Consider the following 19,862-nt stretch of genomic DNA (forward strand, 5'->3'; position numbering starts at 1 on the left):
CAAAAGTTACTTTACAACAATTCTTTAACTAAAATTACAGTAGCCATTAGGAACACAAAGTAGGTGAATCCTTTTTTTAGATGTTTTTCATTTATAAATTTATTAAGATAAATTCCGATGAAGATTCCAATAATAGAAACGGAAGCAAAAGAGAATAGGAAAAACCAATCTATTGTGTGATTTTGAACATCTCCAATAAATCCAATAGAAGAATTAATTGCAATAATGAAAAGAGATGTCCCTATTGCTTTTTTCATAGGTAATTTAGCAAATATAACTAATGACGGAATAATTAAAAAACCACCACCAGCGCCTACAAGTCCAATTACTATTCCAATAAAAAAAGTTTGAAAAATTAACACACCTATTGTTGCTTTTTTTTCTTTTGAATTCTCGTTGGTCTTTTTCAACATAGCAAAAGCCGAAAAAAACATTATGATTGCAAAAAGCAACATTAGAAATGTCTCTTTCGTTAAAATATAACTTTCTAATGAGAAGATAATATCAGGTAAGGTAGGAATAATGAATCGTCTTGTTAAATAAACACCAATAAACGAAGGGATTGCAAACAAAATACCATTGTTAAAATCGACCAAACCATTTCTGTAGCTTTGAAAAGCACCCACCATAGAAGTAGAACCTACAATAAACAAGGAATATGCCGTTGCAATAATTGGATTAATATGTAATATATAGACCAATATTGGAACAGTTAATAATGAACCACCACCACCAGTAAGGCCTAATATTATTCCTATGCAAACAGCTCCTATGTAGGCAATGATTTCCATTAAAATTCTAAGATTTCAATTTTGTTTCGGTGTAGTTTTATTTTTCCTTGCAACTCTAAACTTTTTAAAAGTCTAGAAATAACTACTCTAGAAGTATGCATGTCTTGTGCAATTTGTTGATGTGTGTTGAGTATTTCAGTTTTCCCAATCACTTTTGCTTTGTCAGTTAGGTATTTATATAATCTCTCGTCTAAATTCATGAAAGCTAAAGTATCTATTGCTTCCAGCATTTCGTTCAGCCGTATATTATAACTTTCAAAAACAAAGTTTCTCCAAGTTTTATATTTTGTTAACCATTCTTCCATCTTTTCAACTGGAATCATAAATAATTGCACGTTATTTTCGGCTATAGCTCTAATCTTACTTTTAGATTGTCCCATACAGCATGTTAAAGTCATAGCACATGTATCACCTCTTTCTAAGAAATAGAGTAATAATTCATCGCCATTTTCATCTTCTCTTAAAATTTTTATAGCTCCATGAAGCAATAATGGCATCGATTTTATATAATCTCCAATTTCAATTAAATTGTCTTCGGCCTTGAATTCTTTATATATTGCTACATTCTCAATTTCGAGAAGTAAATCTTCTTCAAAAATATATCCGTAGGCTTCGTTTAATAACTCGTTCATTGTAATTGAATAATATTATTACCAAAGATACTCTATTCTTAATAATTTTATATGTTACTTTTGTTACACAAGCTAATATGTTGTTTGAAAAGAATATATTAGCTTGTGAATTTTATTTTATAGCGAGGTATCAATTTTGTATGTAATACTAATGTTTAGTACATATTGTATTCCAACTTCCGATTGGGCATTGTTGATTACTTTGTCAAAATCAGAAGTTGAAGGACTATCGTAATAATATGTAGTATTTTTTCGTGCTAGCTTTTTTATGAAATTTTGATTACGATTTCTAGTATATGTCTCAATTTCAGAATTTTCAAAGGCTTCATATTTTTTATACTGAGTATTTGGAAAGATAACCGAAAAATCTTCAGTAGCATTTGGAGTACCAATTATTCTCTTTTTAAATGCTTTCACATAAGTTTCTTTTTTCTGTTCAGCAATTTTAAATGCTTCTTCAAACAGTTCACCATGAATTGATAGAACATCATTATTAGAATAATCTACTTTTATAACATCGTAAATTTCATATTTTGAAGCAAGTGTAATTATATTTTCAATTTCGTATACATTTTTACTCGATATAATGATGTTCTTCTTTATTTCGAATCCTTTTTGAAATTGTTCAGCAGTATTATTTTCAACATTATAATCATATACTTTGGTTTGTGAAATAAAATCAACATAAATAGCTTCTTTTTTAATGTTGTTTTTTAATAATTCTTTTATGAAACCATTAATCCTTTGGTTAATTTGTGTGTTACAAACGGCTACTGTTTCTGCTTCTTCATTTGTACCTAAAACAATTGAAAAAGAATCAGCTTTCTTATTGAGAAGCACTTTTACATTGAGTGTTAAATGATTGTCGTTAATTGTAATAGTACTATTTTTTGTTCGATTCGTATCATAATCATTTTTGCCATACACTTGATTTCCGCTCATTTGAGATTGTACATTTATAATAATGAATCCAAATAAAATTGATAAATAATTTTTCATTTTTTTTGCTTTTTAAAGTTTAACAGAACAAACTTACTTGAAGTAGTGAAAAATAGTTGAGTAAAAGCACAGTAAACACATTGTAATGATTTTTCAGTACTTTTACAGCAGTTTTACAGTGAGTAAAAAAGCAATAAAAGTATTTTTACCAAGAATTACATGATAGATTTAGCAGTGTTTTATGAATTAAAGAAAAGTGTTTTAGAACGCTATAAAACACGCTATTCTTATTTTGAGGAAGATTGGAAAAAGTTCAGTTCTCAGGATATTTTAAATTTGATAGATGATATTCAGGAAACCACAAAGAATTCGGTTAGTGAAAAATGGATTTATACACATTTAAAACCTGAATCGAATGAAAAATTACCACGAAAAGACATGTTGGATATTTTTTCTGTCTATGTAGGTAAAAAAAATTGGAATGATTTTAAGCACACATTTGTAACTGAACATAAAAGAATATCGAAAAAGGAAAATGTTATATCAAAAATAAATGCTAAAATACTAATAGTACCTTTTTTATTTCTATTGTTATTTTTACTTTGGAAGTTTGTTTTTCCAATAAAAGAAAGAAGAACGATAGAGTTAAATGAAAAATATAGTAATGATTCAATTTCATCAAGAAAAGTAAAAGCATTTACAATTGATGATACTATTGTTACAGAAATTGAAATTAAAAATTCTAAAATTGAAGTTGAAAAAGATGAAAAAGTAGTAGTAAAAAGTCCTTTTTATAAAGAAAAAACAATCGATTTACAAAAAACACCAAACATAAAGAAAATTGAATTAGAACCAGATGATTATGTGAATATTTTGCAAGGTTTTATTAAAAGTAATATTAAAGATTGGAAAACTAGAAAAGAACAATTAGACAGGATTTTAGATGATAATTTAGAAGTTATTGTTATGCTTCAGAATAATTTAGGGGCAGAATATTTTAATAAAGAAGAGTTTTCTCAGAAAGTAATTATTCCAACACCTTCTTTGAAAAGTTTGCACATTGTTGCAGTAGAAAAGAATAAAGAGAACAAAATTATATTTATTCGATTAATAAAGAAATAATGAAAAAGAGAATCTACCTAATTGTATTTGTTTTGATGTCTTTATTTGGGTTTTCCCAAAGTAGTGCTATTGGTTTGGAAAAGAACAATAGTATCGTTTCTAATTTTTCTGAAGCTTCAATTGTAGTATATCAAGAAGTTGCAATCGATAAAATCAATGATTTTTATAGTTACTTAAATTTATATAAAGAAGTGAAATCAGTTGCATTACAGCAAGAAATTGACATTAATGTACGAACTGTTTTTTTTAATGAGAATGTAGAAGTTTTCGATTTTATTCAAGATAATAATAATGTTCATTTGGATGTATTATTAAAACAATGCAAAAAAGAAAAATTTACATATACGGTTTCTAATTTCAAAAAAGAAACACCGTCTAAGACTAACTTTTTCTTAATTACTTATGATTTAGAAATTATAAATGAAGCCATAAAAAAGTATAAAATGATTCAGAAAGTTTATTTTTTTCCAAGTGTCAAAAGTTTCGGATCAGAAAAAAAGAATGTTTGGCAACTCAAATTAGGAGAATTTAATGCAGTACAATAAATATAACTTTCATAAATATACCTTTTGTGTTTTTAATGAAGTAGAAAATGAAGCTATTGATGGTTTAAAATTAAGTTATCAAAGTAAATCAGGAAGTAGTTATTATTTTACAAATGATGGTGTTTTTAGAGTGTCAAATCATTGGGGAAGAGCTGCAAATTGCAGGTGGAGATTGCAATCTAAAGCAAAAAATACCAACCAAGTGAATAGAATTGGATATGCCAATTGGAGTGATTTTTATTCAAATAACGAACAAGGGAAGTTTTTTTATATTACAGTTAATAAGGAAGATAAAGAAGTAGATTTTCAACATAAGGACAATCCAAATTATAGTAAAGATGTTGTTCTTAGGAACGCAGCAGCAACAGCAAAAAGAATTCAACTAATAAGAGAGGTGCTTTTGGAAGAGAATTGGTCAAAATATCTTACTTTTGATGACTTAGATGAGCTTCGAAATAAAATTATTGAACTGCTAATAAAAACAGACGATTCTTTTATTAAAATTAAACAAAAATTTAGCTAAGATGGGACGGAGAAATGAGAGTAATAGATTGGCTCATAAAAAGAAAGTAGAAGCAAAAAAAAATAGAGAAAACGAAGCGAAAAATAGTCTAAAAGAGAAGCGAAAAGCAATACTAAATCAATTCAACCTAAATAAAGATGAGTCAGGAGAAATTAACCTACCTACATAAAGAAGTGCAAGCCGTAATAGATGCAATGGCTGTTAAAGAGTTTAGAACAGCCAATAATAAATTAGTTGCTATTAGTGATGAATTAGACAATTTGTTAGATACAACAGCAGATGAGAATTTACTTGTTGAATTAAGTAAGTATCAGGTTCTTTTAAATCATTTACAGATTAAATTGAATACTGCAGAATAGATTACAATTCATAAACGACTAATCCGCTTCTGAACTTAGGTTCAATATAGGTGCTTTTTGGAGGCATAATCAAATTATTGTCTGCTAATGTTTTTATTTCCGAAATATCGGAAGGATATAACATAAAACCGACTTTAAAGCCACCTTCATCAATTACTTCTTTGATGGTTGTTATTGATTTGTTTCCTGGAATATATTCAATACGTTCATCATTTCGTAAGTCTTCAATCCCTAAAATAGGATTCAGAACTTTATCATATAAAATCTGAGCGTCTAAAGTTTCTAAAATTGATCTTTCATTACTATTAGAGTTTTCGTGCTTATAATATAAAGCATAAAAATCACCATCTAAATACATACTAAATTCAAACTTATTTTGTGGTTTCCACAATTCTTGATCTTTGGTTTTAATAATGAAGTTCTCAGCAATTAGTTTCAAAAAATCTTCTTTTGAATGATCGTTTAAATCACGGATAATTCTATTAAACTCATAAATTTTCACATTACTTTCTGCAATTAAAAAACTCATGAAATAATCCAAATTAGGATTGTTTAACTCTTTATCATCATCGTAAAGTTTTTCAGCGGAAGCCGAACGATGATGTCCATCTGCAATATATAAGTTCGGAATGTTGTCAAAATGTTCCTGAAGCCAATCAATATCACTTTGTGTGTCAATTTTCCATAAAGTATGTTTTTCTTTATTAGTTGTAGAAAATTGATTTGCTGGTTGACCTTGTTTCTTTAATAATATCCAAGTGTTTAGTTCTACGCTATCTGGATAGGTTATTAAAACAGGCTCAGTATTAAAACGAGTTTGATGCAAGTAACTTTTAAACATTTCAACTCGATACTCTAAAGTGTCCTCGTGCTTTTTAATATGATTATTTTTATAATCAATAACTGAAGTTCCAGCAATAATTCCTGTGAATTTTTGCTTTTTTGTATTGATTTCATAAAGATAAAAAACAGGTTTTTCTTCCTGAATGAAGATGTTTTCAGCTTTGAAATCTTTGTATTTTAACGCAACCCCTTTAAAACGTTTTTTTAATCCAATACTTTGCACATTTGCATAAGCAGGGCTAATCACGTGTAAAAATGAATAGGGATTAAAATTTAGCCAAGCCGCAAGTTCAGCAGCACTATAATCTTCGTAATTTCTGCAAGAAACTAAACCTATTTTATCTGGAGCAGGACGAACTGCCTTGAAAGGAACTATTTTTGCCATTTTAGAGTGTTTGGTGAAAAGTGATTAGTAAGGAGTATAAAAACACCTCACTAATCACTAATTACACTGTACTATTTACTAAATTGTTTTGCTACTTTTTCTGCTTTTCTGCTTTCTGCATAATCATAGAAACCTTCTCCTGATTTTGCTCCAAGTTTTCCGGCCATAACCATATTTACTAATAAAGGACATGGAGCATATTTTGGATTTTTAAATCCGTCATACATTACATTTAAGATAGATAAGCAAACATCTAATCCAATAAAATCAGCTAATTGTAATGGTCCCATTGGGTGTGCCATTCCTAACTTCATTACTGTATCAATTTCTGCAACACCAGCAACACCGTTATATAAAGTTTCTATTGCTTCATTTATCATTGGCATTAAAATTCTGTTTGCAACAAAACCAGGGTAATCGTTAACTTCTGTAGGTGTTTTTCCTAGTTTTACAGATAAGTCCATGATAATTTTTGTTACTTCATTAGAAGTTGAATAACCACGAATAATTTCTACTAATTTCATGATTGGCACAGGGTTCATGAAATGCATTCCAATCACTCTTTCAGGATGGACTACTTGTGCCGCTATTTGCGTAATGGAAATTGAAGAAGTATTTGATGCTAAAATTACATTATGATCGCAAACATCACTTAGTTGTTTGAAAATTTTCATTTTTAAATCAACATTCTCTGTTGCAGCTTCAACTACTAAATCGCAACCTACAACGCCATCTTTAATGTCGGTATAGGTTATTATGTTTGCAATAGTCTTGTGTTTATCATCTTCTGAAATAACACCTTTTGAAACCATTCTGTCAAGGTTGTTTGCAATAGTTGTCATTCCTTTTTCTAATGATTTTTCTGAGATGTCAATTAGTTTTACAGTGAATCCAGATTGAGCAAAAGTATGAGCAATTCCATTACCCATAGTTCCAGCTCCAATTACAGCTATTTGTTTCATTTTTTGTGTAGTTATTTTGTATTGTTAATTATTTGAAATTTATATAAAGATGATATAAAATGGTGCTATTATGATTTTTAATAGATGAAACACTTTCTATATAATAATAGTAAAAGTAAAGAAACAAAAAAAAAATAAATTAATCCAAATGAAAAGTTTGAATCTATCTAGATTAATTTTTAGTAAAAACAAAAAAGTGCTAGTAATTATAGTTATAAAACCAACTAAAAACATTGCATCAGGAACAATGTTTTCTATTGATAAAAATGAAACTATAAGTATATAAATAATTACACTTATGATGTTGTAAATAATTTTTCTTTTTGTTTTATCCATCTATTTTCTCTCCATAGATTCTATAATCTGATAAGCAACACGTAATGCTTCTGTACCATCTTCTAAAGTTACAATTGGAGTTGTATTATTATTAATAGCATCTGCGAAAGTTTCTAGTTCGTCAAGAATTGCATTGTTTGGATTCACTTGTGGATTGTTGAAATAGATTTGTTTTTTAACACCTTCCGCATTTTGAAGAATCATATCAAAATCTCCAGGTATTTCTGGAGCATCTTTCATTTTTACAACTTCACAAATTTTATCTAAATAATCAACAGAAATGTAGGCGTCTTTTTGAAAGAAACGTGATTTACGCATATTTTTCATTGAAATTCTACTCGAAGTTATATTGGCAACACAACCATTTTCGAATTCAATTCTTGCATTAGCAATATCTGGTGAGTCTGATATTACAGCAACACCACTAGCATTGATGCTTTTAACTTTCGATTTTACAACGCTTAAAATAGCATCAATATCATGAATCATTAAGTCTAAAACCACAGGTACATCTGTTCCTCTAGGATTAAATTCAGCCAAACGATGTGTTTCAATGAACATTGGGTTCTGAATTTGATCTTTCACAGCAATAAATGCAGGATTAAATCGTTCAACATGTCCCACTTGTCCTTTAACGTTGTGTTTTTTCGCAAGCGTAATAATTTCTTCCGCTTCTGCTACTGTATTCGAAATTGGCTTCTCTAAGAAAACATGTTTCCCAGCTTTTATAGCTTCTAGAGCGCAATCATAATGAGAAAGAGTGGGGGTAACAATGTCAATAACATCTACTGCTTCAATTAAGGCAGCGATGGAATCAAATTTTTTATATCCAAATTCATTAGCAATTTTTATAGCATTCTCTTCAAAAGGATCATAAAACCCAACTAATTCGTATTTTGAAGATTGATTTAATAAACGTAAATGTATTTTTCCTAAATGTCCAGCACCTAGAACACCAACTTTTAGCATAATAGAGTATTTTCAACAAAAATAGCAATAAATTGAGAATTTATAATTGATATTTGAGAATTAGTTTTCTATTTTTACCGAAAACTAACCCATATTACTTTGAAAGATACTCCCAAACATCAAGGACTTAGAAATCAATTAGCTAAACTATTAGAAGAAAAAGGAATAATTGATAAAAATGTGTTGGATGCGATTAAAAAAATCCCTCGACATTTGTTCTTGAACTCAAGTTTTGAGGATTTCGCATACCAAGACAAGGCTTTTCCCATTAGCGCTGGGCAAACTATTTCTCAGCCCTATACAGTTGCTTTTCAAAGTCAATTATTAGAAGTTCAAAAAGAACACAAGGTATTAGAAATAGGAACAGGAAGTGGTTATCAAACAGCTGTTTTGTGTTTGTTAGGTGCTAAAGTGTTTACTATAGAAAGACAAAATGAGCTTTTTAAGAAGACGTCTTTGTTGTTGCCTAAATTAGGAATTCGTCCGAAGCATATTTCTTTCGGAGATGGTTATAAAGGCTTACCTCAATATGCACCATTTGATAGTATTATTGTAACAGCTGGTGCTCCTTTTATTCCACAACCTCTTATGGCTCAGTTAAAAATTGGTGGAAAATTAGTAATTCCATTAGGGGAAGACAGTCAGGTTATGACGATGTTGATTCGTAAAAATGAATCCCAATTCGAAAAGCATGAGTTTGGAGAATTCCGGTTTGTACCTTTATTGGAAGATAAAAATTAAACTAATGATATTAAAAAACCTAGAAAGATTTTTTAATTCGATCTAGGTCTCTTTTTGTATCTTTTTCTTTTAAAGATTCTCGTTTGTCATAGTTTTTCTTTCCTCGACAAAGCGCAATATCTAATTTGGCTAATCCTTTTTCGTTAGTGAATAATCGTAAAGGAACAATAGTTAGCCCTTTATTGTCGCTATCTTTAAATAATTTCTTTAATTCTTTTTTGTTGAGTAATAGCTTTCTTTCGCTTTTTGCTCTATGATTATAATGTGTACCATAAAGATATTCTTCGATAGTGGCGTTAATAACAAAAAGTTCGTCATTATGAAATTCGCAAAAGCTTTCAGCAATAGATGCTTTACCCAAACGGATGGATTTTATTTCTGTACCTGTTAAAACAATTCCAGCAGTATATCTGTCGATCAATTCATAATCGAATTTTGCTCTTTTGTTTAATATGTTAATCGTTTTTTGCATAGGGATACAAAAGTAGTTAGAAAAATGTGATATTAAAATTTCTAGTTTGTTTTTTATGAGTATATTTTTTTTGAATTATTATAAGTTTAAAATTATGCATAAAAAAATAAAAACTCTTTATATTTTGAATTGATTTTTTTATATATTCGCAACAACAAACCATAAAACTATAACAATATGAAAAAAAATCTTTTAAAAATATGCACTTTTGCATTTTTAGGGATAATGGTCTCTTGTTCTGAAGACAATTATGAAAAAGAGAATGCTGTAGATGCTGAAAATTTTAATCAAGAGCTTTTATCTACAAAACAGATTAATGATGAAATTAAAGAAACACTTCAACAAACTGGGAAATTTTATTGGAAAGATGCTTCTTTGCAAATGTTGTGGAGCGCAACACAACATGGTTCAAATTTAGTAACAATTGGTTACGGAGAATCGTTAAATGATTTTGAGAAAGCTTCAGGGAAAGCTTCGGGTATTGAAGATGAGATTTTGAAAATAATAAAAGAAAATGAGTCTGATTCGCCCGAAAAAGTGGTTATTTATAAAGACCCAGTTCTGAATATTATCGATGTTATCATTAAAGATCAAAAAACGTTGTTCTTGTTAAGAAAAAATAAAGGAATACGATATATTGAACCAGGAGATTATAAATATTTCACTTTCGAACAAGAAAATGGAGCTAATAAAAGCTCGGGTTCTTCTGGATGTGGATATGATTCTGAGTCTTTAAGTGGTTCAGATTATACTACCATTACTCCAAATGCTAAAGTACCTTGGAATTTCTACAAACATAATATACCAAATGCTTGGGCGAAAAGTACAGGTGCTGGAATTACCGTTGGTGTAATCGATTCTGGAGTTTCTCCAAATCAGTCATTATTGGGAAGTAATTTTAACAATGGAGATTCGTCTGGAAGAACGGTTCAAAAATATGGAACGTATGTTGATTCTTTTTGGCCATGGTCTACATCTACAGATGGACCAAATGACCAATGTGGTCACGGAACAAGTATGACGGCAACTGCAACTGCTCCAAGAAACAATAAAGGCTTACCAGTTGGTGTAGCGTATAATGCGAATTTAATTTCTTACAGAGCAGCTTCAAATGTTGTTTTAGAAGGTTATCATGAGCAAAAAGGAGTTCAGAATGCATTTGTTGGATTAGGAAATAATTCTTCTGTAAAAATTATTTCAATGTCTATGGGACATATTTTCTCTGTAGGAAGAATAGAAGACGGTGTAAGATATGCTAATAATAGAGGGAAACTAATTTTCTGTGCTGGTGGAACATCTACTAGTTTTACAAATTTTGTTGGAGTAATTTTTCCAGCTTGGATGAATGAAACGGTTGCTGTTACTGGTATTAAAGAAGGATCGGGATATAATAAATGTTCTAACTGTCATTCTGGTAGTAAGATTGAATTTACTGTAGTAATGGAAAGATCGGCTTCTGGAAACACAGCACCAGTATTAAGTTATTATGAAAACCAAACCGATTATGTTGGTGGTTCTTCTGTAGCTACAGCTACAACAGCAGGAATCGCTGCTTTAGTTTGGTCTAAAAACCCAACATGGAATAAAGATCAAGTTTTAAATAAACTGAGACAATCTTCATCGCTTTACCCTAATAAGAGTTCAGATTACGGTTATGGAAATATAAACGCAGCTTTAGCGGTTCAATAACTATAAAATATAATTGTTAATTCATAAAAGCAGATTGAAGAATTTCAATCTGCTTTTTTATTTATTCCAGGTGTTAATATATTACTTAGTAAATGATTTTTTAACTTTATTTTTTATGATTTACTTGGATTTTTTAATTACTTTTATGTTAATTAACCTATTTACTTATCTACTATGACTTTAGGATATCAAACAATTGAGAAAGAATCTATAGCTTCCTTACATTTTCCGAGTTCGGAAGTGTTAACTGAAAAAGAAGCTGTTTCACAAAGAAGAACTGATTTAGACAGAGCTTTGTCTCTTGGAAATTTAGAGCATTTAAAAATTAAAATTTATTTTGAAGATGATGCATCTATGAAAATGACAGAAACTACTGTTTGGGGCGTAACCGACAATAGAGTTATTCTGAAACAAGGTGTAGTAATTCCACTTAATAGAATTCATAAAGTAATTTAAAAAGGTAGAAAAAAAAGGCTTTCTTATTATAAGAAAGCCTTTTTTTTAAAGTATGTCTATCGAAAAATAACATTTAAAATGTTCTTTTGGATTTATTCTTTGAATCCCTTTTTTGTCTTCTAATTGTCCGTTTGTAGAAGATTCATCGGCATGACCATACCAAGGTTCAATACATAAAAAGGGGGCATTTACTTTTGTCCAAATTCCTAAATCGGGAAAACCTCTAAAGTTTACTTTTAATATTGGATTGTCTTTATATGCAATTGTCAACTCTTCCGATTTTAAGTTTCTAAAAACTAAAGCATCTTTTTCAAATAGTGAATAATTAAGAGCTATTATTCCATTTTTGGAAGGTATAGGAATCGTTTCACCTGAAAATAATTCATTTTCTAATAAATGACTTTCAAATGCTTCTGTTTCATTACTAAAAATTAAGCTATGATTGTTAAAATCTCCATGAATAGCAAATGCAGGATGTGCACCTATTGAAAAGGGCATAATTTCATCATTATTGTTTTGTATGGAATAACTAATTTTTAAGCCTGAAGTAGATAATGTATAATGAATTTGTAATTCGAAAGAAAACGGATATATTTTTAGCGTATCATTATTTTCTTTTAAAGAAAAAACAACTTCATTTTCAGTTTGATGATTAATTTCAAAATTATAATTTCTTGCAAAACCATGTCTAGGCAAAGTGAATTCTTTGTTTTGAAAGGTATAAGTGTCGTTTTTTAATTTTCCAACAATAGGGAATAATACGGGTGATGTTTTGTTCCAATAGTTCTCATCTATTGTCCAAATATAGTTGGTTTCTTCTTTTTTTAAAGTAACCAATTCAGCACCCAAAGTAGTTATGGTTGCTGAAAGGGTATTGTTTTTTAGTGTAACTATCATATTTTTTTAGTTTTCTGGTAAACCTTTCCAAGTACGTATGGATCTTGAAAACAGGAATAATGCTATTATTGAAATGATAAAATTAATTAAGAACATATAAGGAACAAAATCAGTTAATGTATAGTAGAATTCTGTTCGAGTATTTGTTCCTAATTCATTAAAAATGTAAGTGTCTTTATAATGTTCAAGTATAATAAAATAGATAAATGGAATTACCATACTAAATGTCCAAGTTGATAAAATTAGAGCAATTTCTGTAAATTTTTTATTCTTTTGAATATGTGTGTTGATGATATAATATCCAATAAAGAACAGGATAAAAAGTAAACAAATTGATAGGTAGGTAATAGTTTCGTCTATAGTATAATTGTATAAATAACGAATTAAAACTGAGCCTAAACCAAAAATAATATTTAAAACCCCAAATACAATTAATGCAATTAACCACGATTTTCCAGAAGTGGTTTTAAAAGAGAAAAGCAATAATGAAAATGCCAATGCTCCATATAAAAATGCCAAAATTGCGTTATATTCAAAAAGTGGGTCTACATGAGCATTACTTACTTTATTATATTTTTCTTTAAGGATATCATATTGAAAAAAGTATTTAGAATATTTTTTACCATTTGTATGTCTTCTGTAGTTCTCTTTTGAGTAATCATAATAGTTTTGATTTTCTCTATCATCTTCTCTAAAATCATAAGCAGTAATATATGAAAATTCAGTAAAATCAGGTGCTTTATAGGTAATAGAAAACCATTTGTTTAAATCTAAATTGGTCTCTAATTGATGTTCTTTATATATTTTTAAGAAATCATTCATTAAGTTTTTTACAGCTACTTTATTATTAGTGTGTAACCAATTTTTAATTTGTTCTTTTAACTGAATTTCTCTTTCGTAGTTTATGATGTCGAAATTATCTATTTGTCTATTAATAAGTGAGTTTTCATTGTATTTTGTGCCTTTATAATATAAATGATCTTTATAGAAATAATGATAGCCGTTTCTATTATATTCTTCATTGTCATACTCATTATATTCATTTTCATCTGCGTTCTCTGCTATATAGTTTTCTTGTTTTATAGAGTCCCTTTCCGTTTCTGCGAAACTTCCATCTATAAAAACATCAGATAAACAAATTGTTTCACATCTTTTTTGTGTTTCTTCATAAGAATAATAACTTCTTTCTCTTAGCTGTTTTCCTAGATAAAAAGGTAATGCAAATGAAATAAAGATGTATGAAATAATGAAAATTTGTAGCCATTCATAGAATAATGCATTTTTGCTTTTTTTGTATAAAGCTTTAAAAGAATTATTTCGTAAATAATAAACAATCCATAAAATAATGATAATTAAGCTTAATAGAAAACCAAAGAAATTAATCGCAACTTCATTATCAGGATCATAAGTTTTTCCTGTAAAATCAATTGAGCCTTCGGCATAGCCTAAAATGAAATAGATAATATGATAAATGAGTCCAATAATGAGCATTGGAACAAATTTTGTGTTCCACAATAATGGATATTTTAGTAAAAGTTTTTTTTGAATATCTTTAAACATGTTGAATGTGTTTTAGTTGACGAAAAAGCGACGTGTTGAGTTAGAAATATTTCGCATATAACTTATTGCAATTGATTGATTAATAATTGCTTTCATAAAATCATGTATGCTAATGTTTTCGGGAAAAGTTGCAATATAAGTTCCACCATTTTGTTCTAATGAAATGATGTTAATAACTGTAAAAGCACTTTTTAAATCGCTCAAACTTTGTGTGCTTTCAAACTCTATAATACAATGCTTTGCAATGTCGTTTTCGGCATTTAAATTCTTTTGGGTTCCTTGTTTTAAAAAAACAACTTGGTTAGAAGTTTTTTCTACTTCATACAATTGTTGCGAGCTTAAAACAATAGCAATGGGTCTAAAGGGAGAATTTGCAATATTTCTAAAATCGTCTAAAACTGTTTGTTGTGCTAAAATGTCAAGATTTGCTAAAGGTTCGTCAATCAGTAATATTTTAGGTTTTCGGAGTAACATTCGAGCCAATTCAAATCGCATTTTGTAACCCGATGATAAACCACTCCAATTGTGGTTTCTGGATTTACGTAGTCCTAGTCGAGTAATTATTAAATCGATAACCAAATTATTTTCTTCAGGAAGATAACCATAGCAACTAGCTGTAAACTCTAAGTTTTCATACATTGAACCTCTCCACGTATCTGTGCGCTGCGGAATGTATACAAGTTTGGTTTTTAAGTCGTAACCATCTTCATAATCAAAATGATACTTAATAGTTCCCGAAGTAGGATTAAGTTCTCCACACAAACTACGAAGTAAGGTTGTTTTTCCGTTTCCATTTTCTCCTACTAAACCAATAATTTCTCCTGTATTTATAGCCAGATTGATTGGTCCCAAGGCAAAATTAGAATTGTATCTTTTTTCTAGATTTTCTACTTCTATAATGGTTTCATGCGGACGAGTCTCTTTTTTGTCTAGAAAATGATAAAGTTCATTAAGAAGTGTTTGTAATTTTTCTTTTCTCCCTGTATCATTTTTCTCATTGCCATCAAGCCAGTTTAAATACTGATTTGTCTTTGCGTAAAATTCGATATTTTCTGTATCGAGAGTAAAATCGATTACTCGTTTTGTTACTTGATTGTATTCTTCAAATTGAAGGAGTTCTTCTACTTCTTTGAACTGTTTTTGAAATTCAGTCATATATTATTGTATAAAATTTCGTTTTAATAAAGAATAAATTACGGAGTCAATAAATCTACCGTCATAATATTCATTTTCAACTAAATGTGCTTCTTTTACAAAACCGTTTTTTTGGAGCACACGTTCTGAACCTGTGTTTTTTGGATCAATTATTGCTTCAACAGAGTGCATCTTCATATCGTTGAAAGCATATTTCAGAATGGTTTTAATAGCCTCAGTTGCATATCCTTTTCCATGATACCCAGGCAGAAACATATAACCAATTTCACAACGAAAATGTTCTGGTTTTATTCTGTAATGCCCAATTAATGCAATGAGTTTATCACTCCCTTTTTCTGTAACTACCCAGTTGATCCCTTCATTTGTTTCAATTTTATCTTGAATCATTTTGATGTGTGCCAAAGCCTCTTCGGTTGTTGTTACTAAAGGTCTAGGAATGTATTTCATGTTTTCGACATTTCCCCTAAGCGCAATTATCTCATTGGCATCATTTTCATTTATTGCACGATATAGTAAACGATCGCTTTCTAGGTTTGGGAAAGGGGAGAAAGTATAGGACATATTTATGTGTTTTTTATTGGGTAAGTTTTTATTGCTTCATCTTGTTTTTTGCTAAAGAAAATAAGCATACAAATGGCTCCAATTGTAGCGACAAGCATGTCTGATTGTGTGTCCCAAATGTATCCTTGTGTTCCTAAGAAGGCATCTCCACCTTCTCCAGTGGCAATTGAAACCCACCATTCAATCCATTCATAGGCTGCACTAATAGCTAAACAAATAGAAACGATTATAAAATTGAAGTAGCTTTTGTTGGCAATTACATTCCTACGAAGGAATAGTTCTCGTATAATCATTGCGGGAACAAAACCTTGTGCAAAATGACCAATTTTATCATAATTGTTTCGTGAATGATGTAATGTTTCTTTTATCCAATCGAAAAAAGGTACTTCAGCATAGGTATAATGTCCGCCAAGAAACAAAATGTAACAATGAATCAGTATAAAAAAATAGGTAAAGTTGGTGAATTGAAAATTTTTATAGGTGAGAACCAATATAAATAAACCTATAATTGCAGGTAATACTTCTAAAAACCAAGTAAAATATTCTTTTGGTTGTATACCCGAAACAATGAATCCGATAAAGAAGAGTAGAATAAAAATTTGTTTCGTTTTCATTTGTAAGAATGTTACTTCATTCAAAAATAGTCAAAACAAATTGTTTTTTCGAAATATGATGTAAAAAAAGTGTCTCTTAATTATTTAAAATTAAGAGACACTTTTTTATAGCAGTAACTATTTACTATTTTTTATTGTTGTATTTTCTAGTAAATAATTTTAAGTTTTCTGGATTGATGTTTCCTTCAAAGTCAACCACATTGTCAAGAAATAGTAATTGTATAATTTTCTCAAAATTTTTATCTATTAATGTAGTTGATAAAACTGTAGTTTCATTTTGAGGAAATACAATTCTCACATAATCGTCATTTAAATAAGATAATGTATTGTTGTTACTAACTTCTATATATATAAGTTCTGTTTTCGATCCTAATTTGAAGATAGAAATTTCACTTCCTAAATTTCGTTTGTCATAATCAAATACCTTTTGGTCATTCGCTATTACGCTACCTCTTTTTAAATCTATTTTTTGTGCTTGAACATTAAACCCTATAATAAATAATAATAGTAGTAATGAGTAATTTCTTTTCATTTGTGTTGTGTTTAGTTAATAACGAAATTCGGAGTGCAAAATTAATACTTTTTTTAATTAAAATAAAACTTTAATCCAACTGATTTTTAGTGAACTAGATGTTTTATCGGCTCACTACATTCAAGAACTATGCCAAAACAAAATGTTTGAAAAAATGGAGATATAAGAAGAGTGAAGAAGAAATATACTTCTTGTTTTTAATATGTTAATTAGTTTGTTTTATTGTTATTAAAAAGCGTTTTTTGTTATGAAATTGTTATTTAAAAATAGTATTGAATGTTCTTAATTCTCCATTTTTAAATTCAAAATATATTTCTGAAAAAGAATCTCTTAATCTATTACAGTATACTTCTTCGATCCATTTTTTGTTTAAAAAGATGAAATTGATATAACAATCATTATTTTTTTGATCTATTATGGATAAAAAATCTCTTTCAATGGGAGTATAATCAAAATCAAAAAATGTGGTTTTATTTATAATTTGTGCAATTGTTTTTAATGTTTGATCTTGACAATCAGAAGAAGATGGGAAAACGTGATAGCATATATCTCCAATATCTATTTTTGATTGAAAACGTTCTAATTTCCAAGCATAGATTTTTAAATCCTTATTTTTTCTAGAATTTTTATTTGGAATAATTTCTAGACTCTCTTTAGCTATTAAACGTATTGTGTCCATTTTTTAACAACCTACACTTGTGTGAATACCTACAGGTTTTATGATTTTATTTTCTTCTTCTGCGGGTTTAGATAAGTATAATGTAGGACTAGAAGCATTATAATGACTCGATGTATCTAGTATTAAATCTAATTTTTCATCTCCATCTATATCACCAGCAAATAGGATTCTGACCATAGTATCATCAAATTGAGGACTTGCTAAGAGCAGTTCTGTTACTTCTTTTCCGTTTACTGTTGTGGTCAAATAGAGTTTGTAGTTCCAAACGATATACCAATCGGAACTTTCTGTCTCTTTTCTTTTTCCGCCAGTTGCAAATAGTTTGTAGGCTTTGTTTTGGTAACTGAATGAGACTGTATCTTGTGGGTAGATGTATTCAGGTAGATTATAGTTTTGAATTTTTCTTTCAGAAAGATAAGGTTGCGCTTCTATTAAAAGAAGCGATGTGTCTTTTGAAGATATTGTTATTTTCCAACCTGTTTTATCCTTTTCGCTTTCGTCTAGAACAACATCATGAATTCGTTTGGCAATTAATTTTGTTTCGGTAAGTTGATATTCCTTTTTGTTTTTTACAAGAGCAAACCATTCTTTGTTTAAAAACGACTCATCTATTTCATCTTCATGAAAAGTACTTTCAATAAGTATTTTGGTGGTTAATAAAGTATCAATCGGATAGTAGTCTGTATCGTAGGTAATAGTATCTATTTCTTCAACAATCTCTTCAATATCACTGATTGTGTCTATTTGAGTTGCTTTAATCTCTGGCTCTGGGGTTTGTTTGACTTTAGTATCATTACAACTGAAAATTGCAATAAAGAGTAGGGGCAAAACTGAAATTCTAAAAACTTTTTGCATGTTCATTATTTTGAAAGTTCGTCTAGTCTTTTACGCTCGTTTGTAGATAGTCCATCAATTCCTTTTTTGCTTATTTTTTCTAACAATTTATCAAGTTCTTTTTGCTTTCTTACTTTTTCAGCATTGTATTTATCGTCTATAGTATAGTATTTATCATCATCTAAGGATGATTTTGCTTTGTTTGAAGAAGAGAATAGGTTTGTTTTCTGTATTAGCCAATAGCCAAAAATGAGAACTATAAGGGGAATTAATACTGATGCATCAGAAAAAGCTAAGTTGTGTAGTAGAAGCGTAAAGGTATTCATTATTATTTTTCTTCGGTTTGCAGTTGTATTTTTTTACGAAGATAAAAAAAGTATTTAAATATTTTTTATTTTGGCACTATATGGTAAACTGAGTTAATGATTTCATTGTTTTATTGCTTCGTATTTTATTTTTTCAATTTTTTCAATTTCATATTTGTCGCCCAAAAAAGTGATAAAAAATAAGGATTCAATAGGACCGTTTTTCTTCTTTTCATAAAGAGTAAATTTTTCCCAAAAACCAGGGTGACAATTTATGTTTATTACTGTTGTGTCATTATAGTTCCTTAAATAATCAATTTCAAAATTATCTAAAGGGTATTTATCGTGTATTTCTTTTTGATAGACTTCAGCTTGTTTTAATTTTTTACTTTTACTCTTCTCTTTAATATGTATGGTGAAACTATTTTCATACGTTCTCCATTTATCATAGCTTTTTAAATGAGGAATATAGATGTTTTTAAATTCTAAAGCTGTATTAAGTACATACCTTGCTTCTTTATAATTATCAGTATAGAATTCGTAATTTTTAAAAGTTGAATCCTTTTCTACAGAGAGGAATGGATTTGTTGTTGTTTTAAAATTACTATTTTCAGTTCGAACAAAATTGCACTCAGAGTTGTAAGCAATTTGCTCAATAATTTTTTTGTCTTTTATAAGATAGATTGTATAATCAAATCCGCATTTGGCTACATAATTAACTTTTTCTCCTTGCCAATTTTGCACTAAAGCTTTTATTTTTTCAGGATTATTTAGAATGATGCTTCTAGCTTTTGTACTATCACTTATAACTCCTCCATAATAATTTATGTATAATTCGTAGCCTGTTTCTATAGTATTAAAGTTCTCAATTATTTGTGTTTGAGAAAATGTACTGCTACTTGTAAAGAAGAGTAGTATTTGTAGTATTGTTTTCATTGAAGTATTGTTACATTACATTATT

General features: G+C 29.0%; 26 protein-coding genes. 9 read left to right on the forward strand and 17 right to left on the reverse strand.

Annotated elements, in window-relative coordinates; all coding sequences use genetic code 11:
- Window positions 1–11 precede the first annotated feature (11 nt).
- The 3 genes from L2Z92_RS13955 to L2Z92_RS13965 form a co-directional block, all read right to left on the reverse strand.
- Window positions 12–791, reverse strand: coding sequence for a sulfite exporter TauE/SafE family protein (locus L2Z92_RS13955; RefSeq protein WP_236454616.1), 780 nt, complete (start codon window positions 789–791; stop codon window positions 12–14).
- The gene (locus L2Z92_RS13960) at window positions 791–1,423 is read right to left on the reverse strand and encodes a Crp/Fnr family transcriptional regulator (protein WP_236454619.1); all 633 of its coding nucleotides are present in this window, start codon (window positions 1,421–1,423) and stop codon (window positions 791–793) included. Before L2Z92_RS13960 ends, L2Z92_RS13955 begins: the two co-directional genes overlap by 1 nt.
- Before the next feature lie 117 nt (window positions 1,424–1,540).
- The gene (locus L2Z92_RS13965; protein ID WP_236454648.1) at window positions 1,541–2,422 is read right to left on the reverse strand and encodes an SIMPL domain-containing protein; all 882 of its coding nucleotides are present in this window, start codon (window positions 2,420–2,422) and stop codon (window positions 1,541–1,543) included.
- 159 nt (window positions 2,423–2,581) lie between these two features.
- Here L2Z92_RS13965 and L2Z92_RS13970 point away from each other — a divergent pair, with 159 nt between their 5' ends.
- Genes L2Z92_RS13970 through L2Z92_RS13990 form a run of 5 tightly spaced genes read left to right on the forward strand, consistent with a single transcriptional unit; the run spans window position 2,582 to window position 4,911 of the window.
- Entirely contained in the window at window positions 2,582–3,484 is a 903-nt protein-coding gene (locus tag L2Z92_RS13970) for a hypothetical protein (protein WP_236454651.1), read from the forward strand.
- A complete protein-coding gene (locus tag L2Z92_RS13975) occupies window positions 3,484–4,029 on the forward strand; it encodes a hypothetical protein (RefSeq protein ID WP_236454654.1) in 546 nt (181 codons plus the stop codon). Before L2Z92_RS13970 ends, L2Z92_RS13975 begins: the two co-directional genes overlap by 1 nt.
- Window positions 4,016–4,552, forward strand: a complete 537-nt coding sequence (locus tag L2Z92_RS13980) for a hypothetical protein (protein ID WP_236454657.1) — start codon at window positions 4,016–4,018, stop codon at window positions 4,550–4,552. The genes L2Z92_RS13975 and L2Z92_RS13980 overlap by 14 nt, the downstream gene beginning before the upstream one ends.
- 1 nt (window position 4,553) lies before the next feature.
- Window positions 4,554–4,721, forward strand: coding sequence for a hypothetical protein (locus L2Z92_RS13985; RefSeq protein ID WP_236454659.1), 168 nt, complete (start codon window positions 4,554–4,556; stop codon window positions 4,719–4,721).
- The gene (locus L2Z92_RS13990) at window positions 4,690–4,911 is read left to right on the forward strand and encodes a hypothetical protein (RefSeq protein WP_236454676.1); all 222 of its coding nucleotides are present in this window, start codon (window positions 4,690–4,692) and stop codon (window positions 4,909–4,911) included. The genes L2Z92_RS13985 and L2Z92_RS13990 overlap by 32 nt, the downstream gene beginning before the upstream one ends.
- Before the next feature lies 1 nt (window position 4,912).
- On the opposite strand, the gene L2Z92_RS13995 is transcribed toward L2Z92_RS13990, so the two are convergent.
- The gene (locus L2Z92_RS13995; RefSeq protein WP_236454679.1) at window positions 4,913–6,139 is read right to left on the reverse strand and encodes a DUF1015 domain-containing protein; all 1,227 of its coding nucleotides are present in this window, start codon (window positions 6,137–6,139) and stop codon (window positions 4,913–4,915) included.
- A 71-nt stretch (window positions 6,140–6,210) separates the two neighbouring features.
- Window positions 6,211–7,101, reverse strand: a complete 891-nt coding sequence (locus tag L2Z92_RS14000) for a 3-hydroxyacyl-CoA dehydrogenase family protein (protein ID WP_236454682.1) — start codon at window positions 7,099–7,101, stop codon at window positions 6,211–6,213.
- Between the two features lie 148 nt (window positions 7,102–7,249).
- Between L2Z92_RS14000 and L2Z92_RS14005 the strand changes: the two genes are divergently transcribed.
- Window positions 7,250–7,387, forward strand: coding sequence for a hypothetical protein (locus tag L2Z92_RS14005; RefSeq protein ID WP_236454685.1), 138 nt, complete (start codon window positions 7,250–7,252; stop codon window positions 7,385–7,387).
- Between the two features lie 50 nt (window positions 7,388–7,437).
- On the opposite strand, the gene L2Z92_RS14010 is transcribed toward L2Z92_RS14005, so the two are convergent.
- Window positions 7,438–8,406 carry a Gfo/Idh/MocA family protein gene (locus L2Z92_RS14010; RefSeq protein ID WP_236454689.1) on the reverse strand — a complete coding sequence of 323 codons (969 nt, stop codon included), beginning with the start codon at window positions 8,404–8,406 and terminating at the stop codon, window positions 7,438–7,440.
- Between the two features lie 99 nt (window positions 8,407–8,505).
- Here L2Z92_RS14010 and L2Z92_RS14015 point away from each other — a divergent pair, with 99 nt between their 5' ends.
- A complete protein-coding gene (locus L2Z92_RS14015; protein WP_236454692.1) occupies window positions 8,506–9,147 on the forward strand; it encodes a protein-L-isoaspartate(D-aspartate) O-methyltransferase in 642 nt (213 codons plus the stop codon).
- A gap of 19 nt (window positions 9,148–9,166) precedes the next feature.
- Here the strand turns inward: L2Z92_RS14015 and smpB are convergent, their stop codons facing one another.
- The gene (gene smpB / locus L2Z92_RS14020; RefSeq protein WP_236454709.1) at window positions 9,167–9,619 is read right to left on the reverse strand and encodes an SsrA-binding protein SmpB; all 453 of its coding nucleotides are present in this window, start codon (window positions 9,617–9,619) and stop codon (window positions 9,167–9,169) included.
- Window positions 9,620–9,796: 177 nt separating this feature from the next.
- Here smpB and L2Z92_RS14025 point away from each other — a divergent pair, with 177 nt between their 5' ends.
- Both L2Z92_RS14025 and L2Z92_RS14030 read left to right on the forward strand, forming a co-directional pair.
- The gene (locus L2Z92_RS14025) at window positions 9,797–11,308 is read left to right on the forward strand and encodes a S8 family peptidase (RefSeq protein WP_236454711.1); all 1,512 of its coding nucleotides are present in this window, start codon (window positions 9,797–9,799) and stop codon (window positions 11,306–11,308) included.
- A 174-nt stretch (window positions 11,309–11,482) separates the two neighbouring features.
- Window positions 11,483–11,764 (forward strand): hypothetical protein, encoded by a 282-nt coding sequence (locus tag L2Z92_RS14030; RefSeq protein WP_236454712.1) that lies wholly within the window; start codon window positions 11,483–11,485, stop codon window positions 11,762–11,764.
- A 45-nt stretch (window positions 11,765–11,809) separates the two neighbouring features.
- Here the strand turns inward: L2Z92_RS14030 and L2Z92_RS14035 are convergent, their stop codons facing one another.
- From L2Z92_RS14035 to L2Z92_RS14080, 10 genes are all read right to left on the reverse strand, one after another.
- Window positions 11,810–12,661 (reverse strand): aldose 1-epimerase family protein, encoded by an 852-nt coding sequence (locus L2Z92_RS14035; RefSeq protein WP_236454714.1) that lies wholly within the window; start codon window positions 12,659–12,661, stop codon window positions 11,810–11,812.
- A gap of 6 nt (window positions 12,662–12,667) precedes the next feature.
- Window positions 12,668–14,221 (reverse strand): hypothetical protein, encoded by a 1,554-nt coding sequence (locus L2Z92_RS14040; protein WP_236454716.1) that lies wholly within the window; start codon window positions 14,219–14,221, stop codon window positions 12,668–12,670.
- 12 nt (window positions 14,222–14,233) lie between these two features.
- Window positions 14,234–15,376 carry an ABC transporter ATP-binding protein gene (locus L2Z92_RS14045; RefSeq protein ID WP_236454719.1) on the reverse strand — a complete coding sequence of 381 codons (1,143 nt, stop codon included), beginning with the start codon at window positions 15,374–15,376 and terminating at the stop codon, window positions 14,234–14,236.
- A gap of 3 nt (window positions 15,377–15,379) precedes the next feature.
- Window positions 15,380–15,937 (reverse strand): GNAT family N-acetyltransferase, encoded by a 558-nt coding sequence (locus tag L2Z92_RS14050; protein WP_236454722.1) that lies wholly within the window; start codon window positions 15,935–15,937, stop codon window positions 15,380–15,382.
- 2 nt (window positions 15,938–15,939) lie between these two features.
- Window positions 15,940–16,551 carry a DUF2238 domain-containing protein gene (locus L2Z92_RS14055; RefSeq protein WP_236454725.1) on the reverse strand — a complete coding sequence of 204 codons (612 nt, stop codon included), beginning with the start codon at window positions 16,549–16,551 and terminating at the stop codon, window positions 15,940–15,942.
- A 124-nt stretch (window positions 16,552–16,675) separates the two neighbouring features.
- A complete protein-coding gene (locus L2Z92_RS14060; protein ID WP_236454727.1) occupies window positions 16,676–17,083 on the reverse strand; it encodes a hypothetical protein in 408 nt (135 codons plus the stop codon).
- A gap of 256 nt (window positions 17,084–17,339) precedes the next feature.
- Complete coding sequence (locus tag L2Z92_RS14065; protein WP_236454730.1) at window positions 17,340–17,762, reverse strand: hypothetical protein; 423 nt, start codon at window positions 17,760–17,762, stop codon at window positions 17,340–17,342.
- A 3-nt stretch (window positions 17,763–17,765) separates the two neighbouring features.
- On the reverse strand, window positions 17,766–18,617 hold the full coding sequence (locus L2Z92_RS14070) for a hypothetical protein (protein WP_236454732.1): 852 nt from the start codon (window positions 18,615–18,617) through the stop codon (window positions 17,766–17,768).
- Window positions 18,618–18,622: 5 nt separating this feature from the next.
- Complete coding sequence (locus L2Z92_RS14075) at window positions 18,623–18,922, reverse strand: DUF6576 domain-containing protein (protein WP_236454735.1); 300 nt, start codon at window positions 18,920–18,922, stop codon at window positions 18,623–18,625.
- Window positions 18,923–19,024: 102 nt separating this feature from the next.
- Window positions 19,025–19,837, reverse strand: a complete 813-nt coding sequence (locus L2Z92_RS14080; RefSeq protein WP_236454738.1) for a hypothetical protein — start codon at window positions 19,835–19,837, stop codon at window positions 19,025–19,027.
- Window positions 19,838–19,862 lie beyond the last annotated feature (25 nt).

The organism is Flavobacterium jumunjinense, assembly GCF_021650975.2.
Lineage (GTDB): Bacteria > Bacteroidota > Bacteroidia > Flavobacteriales > Flavobacteriaceae > Flavobacterium > Flavobacterium jumunjinense.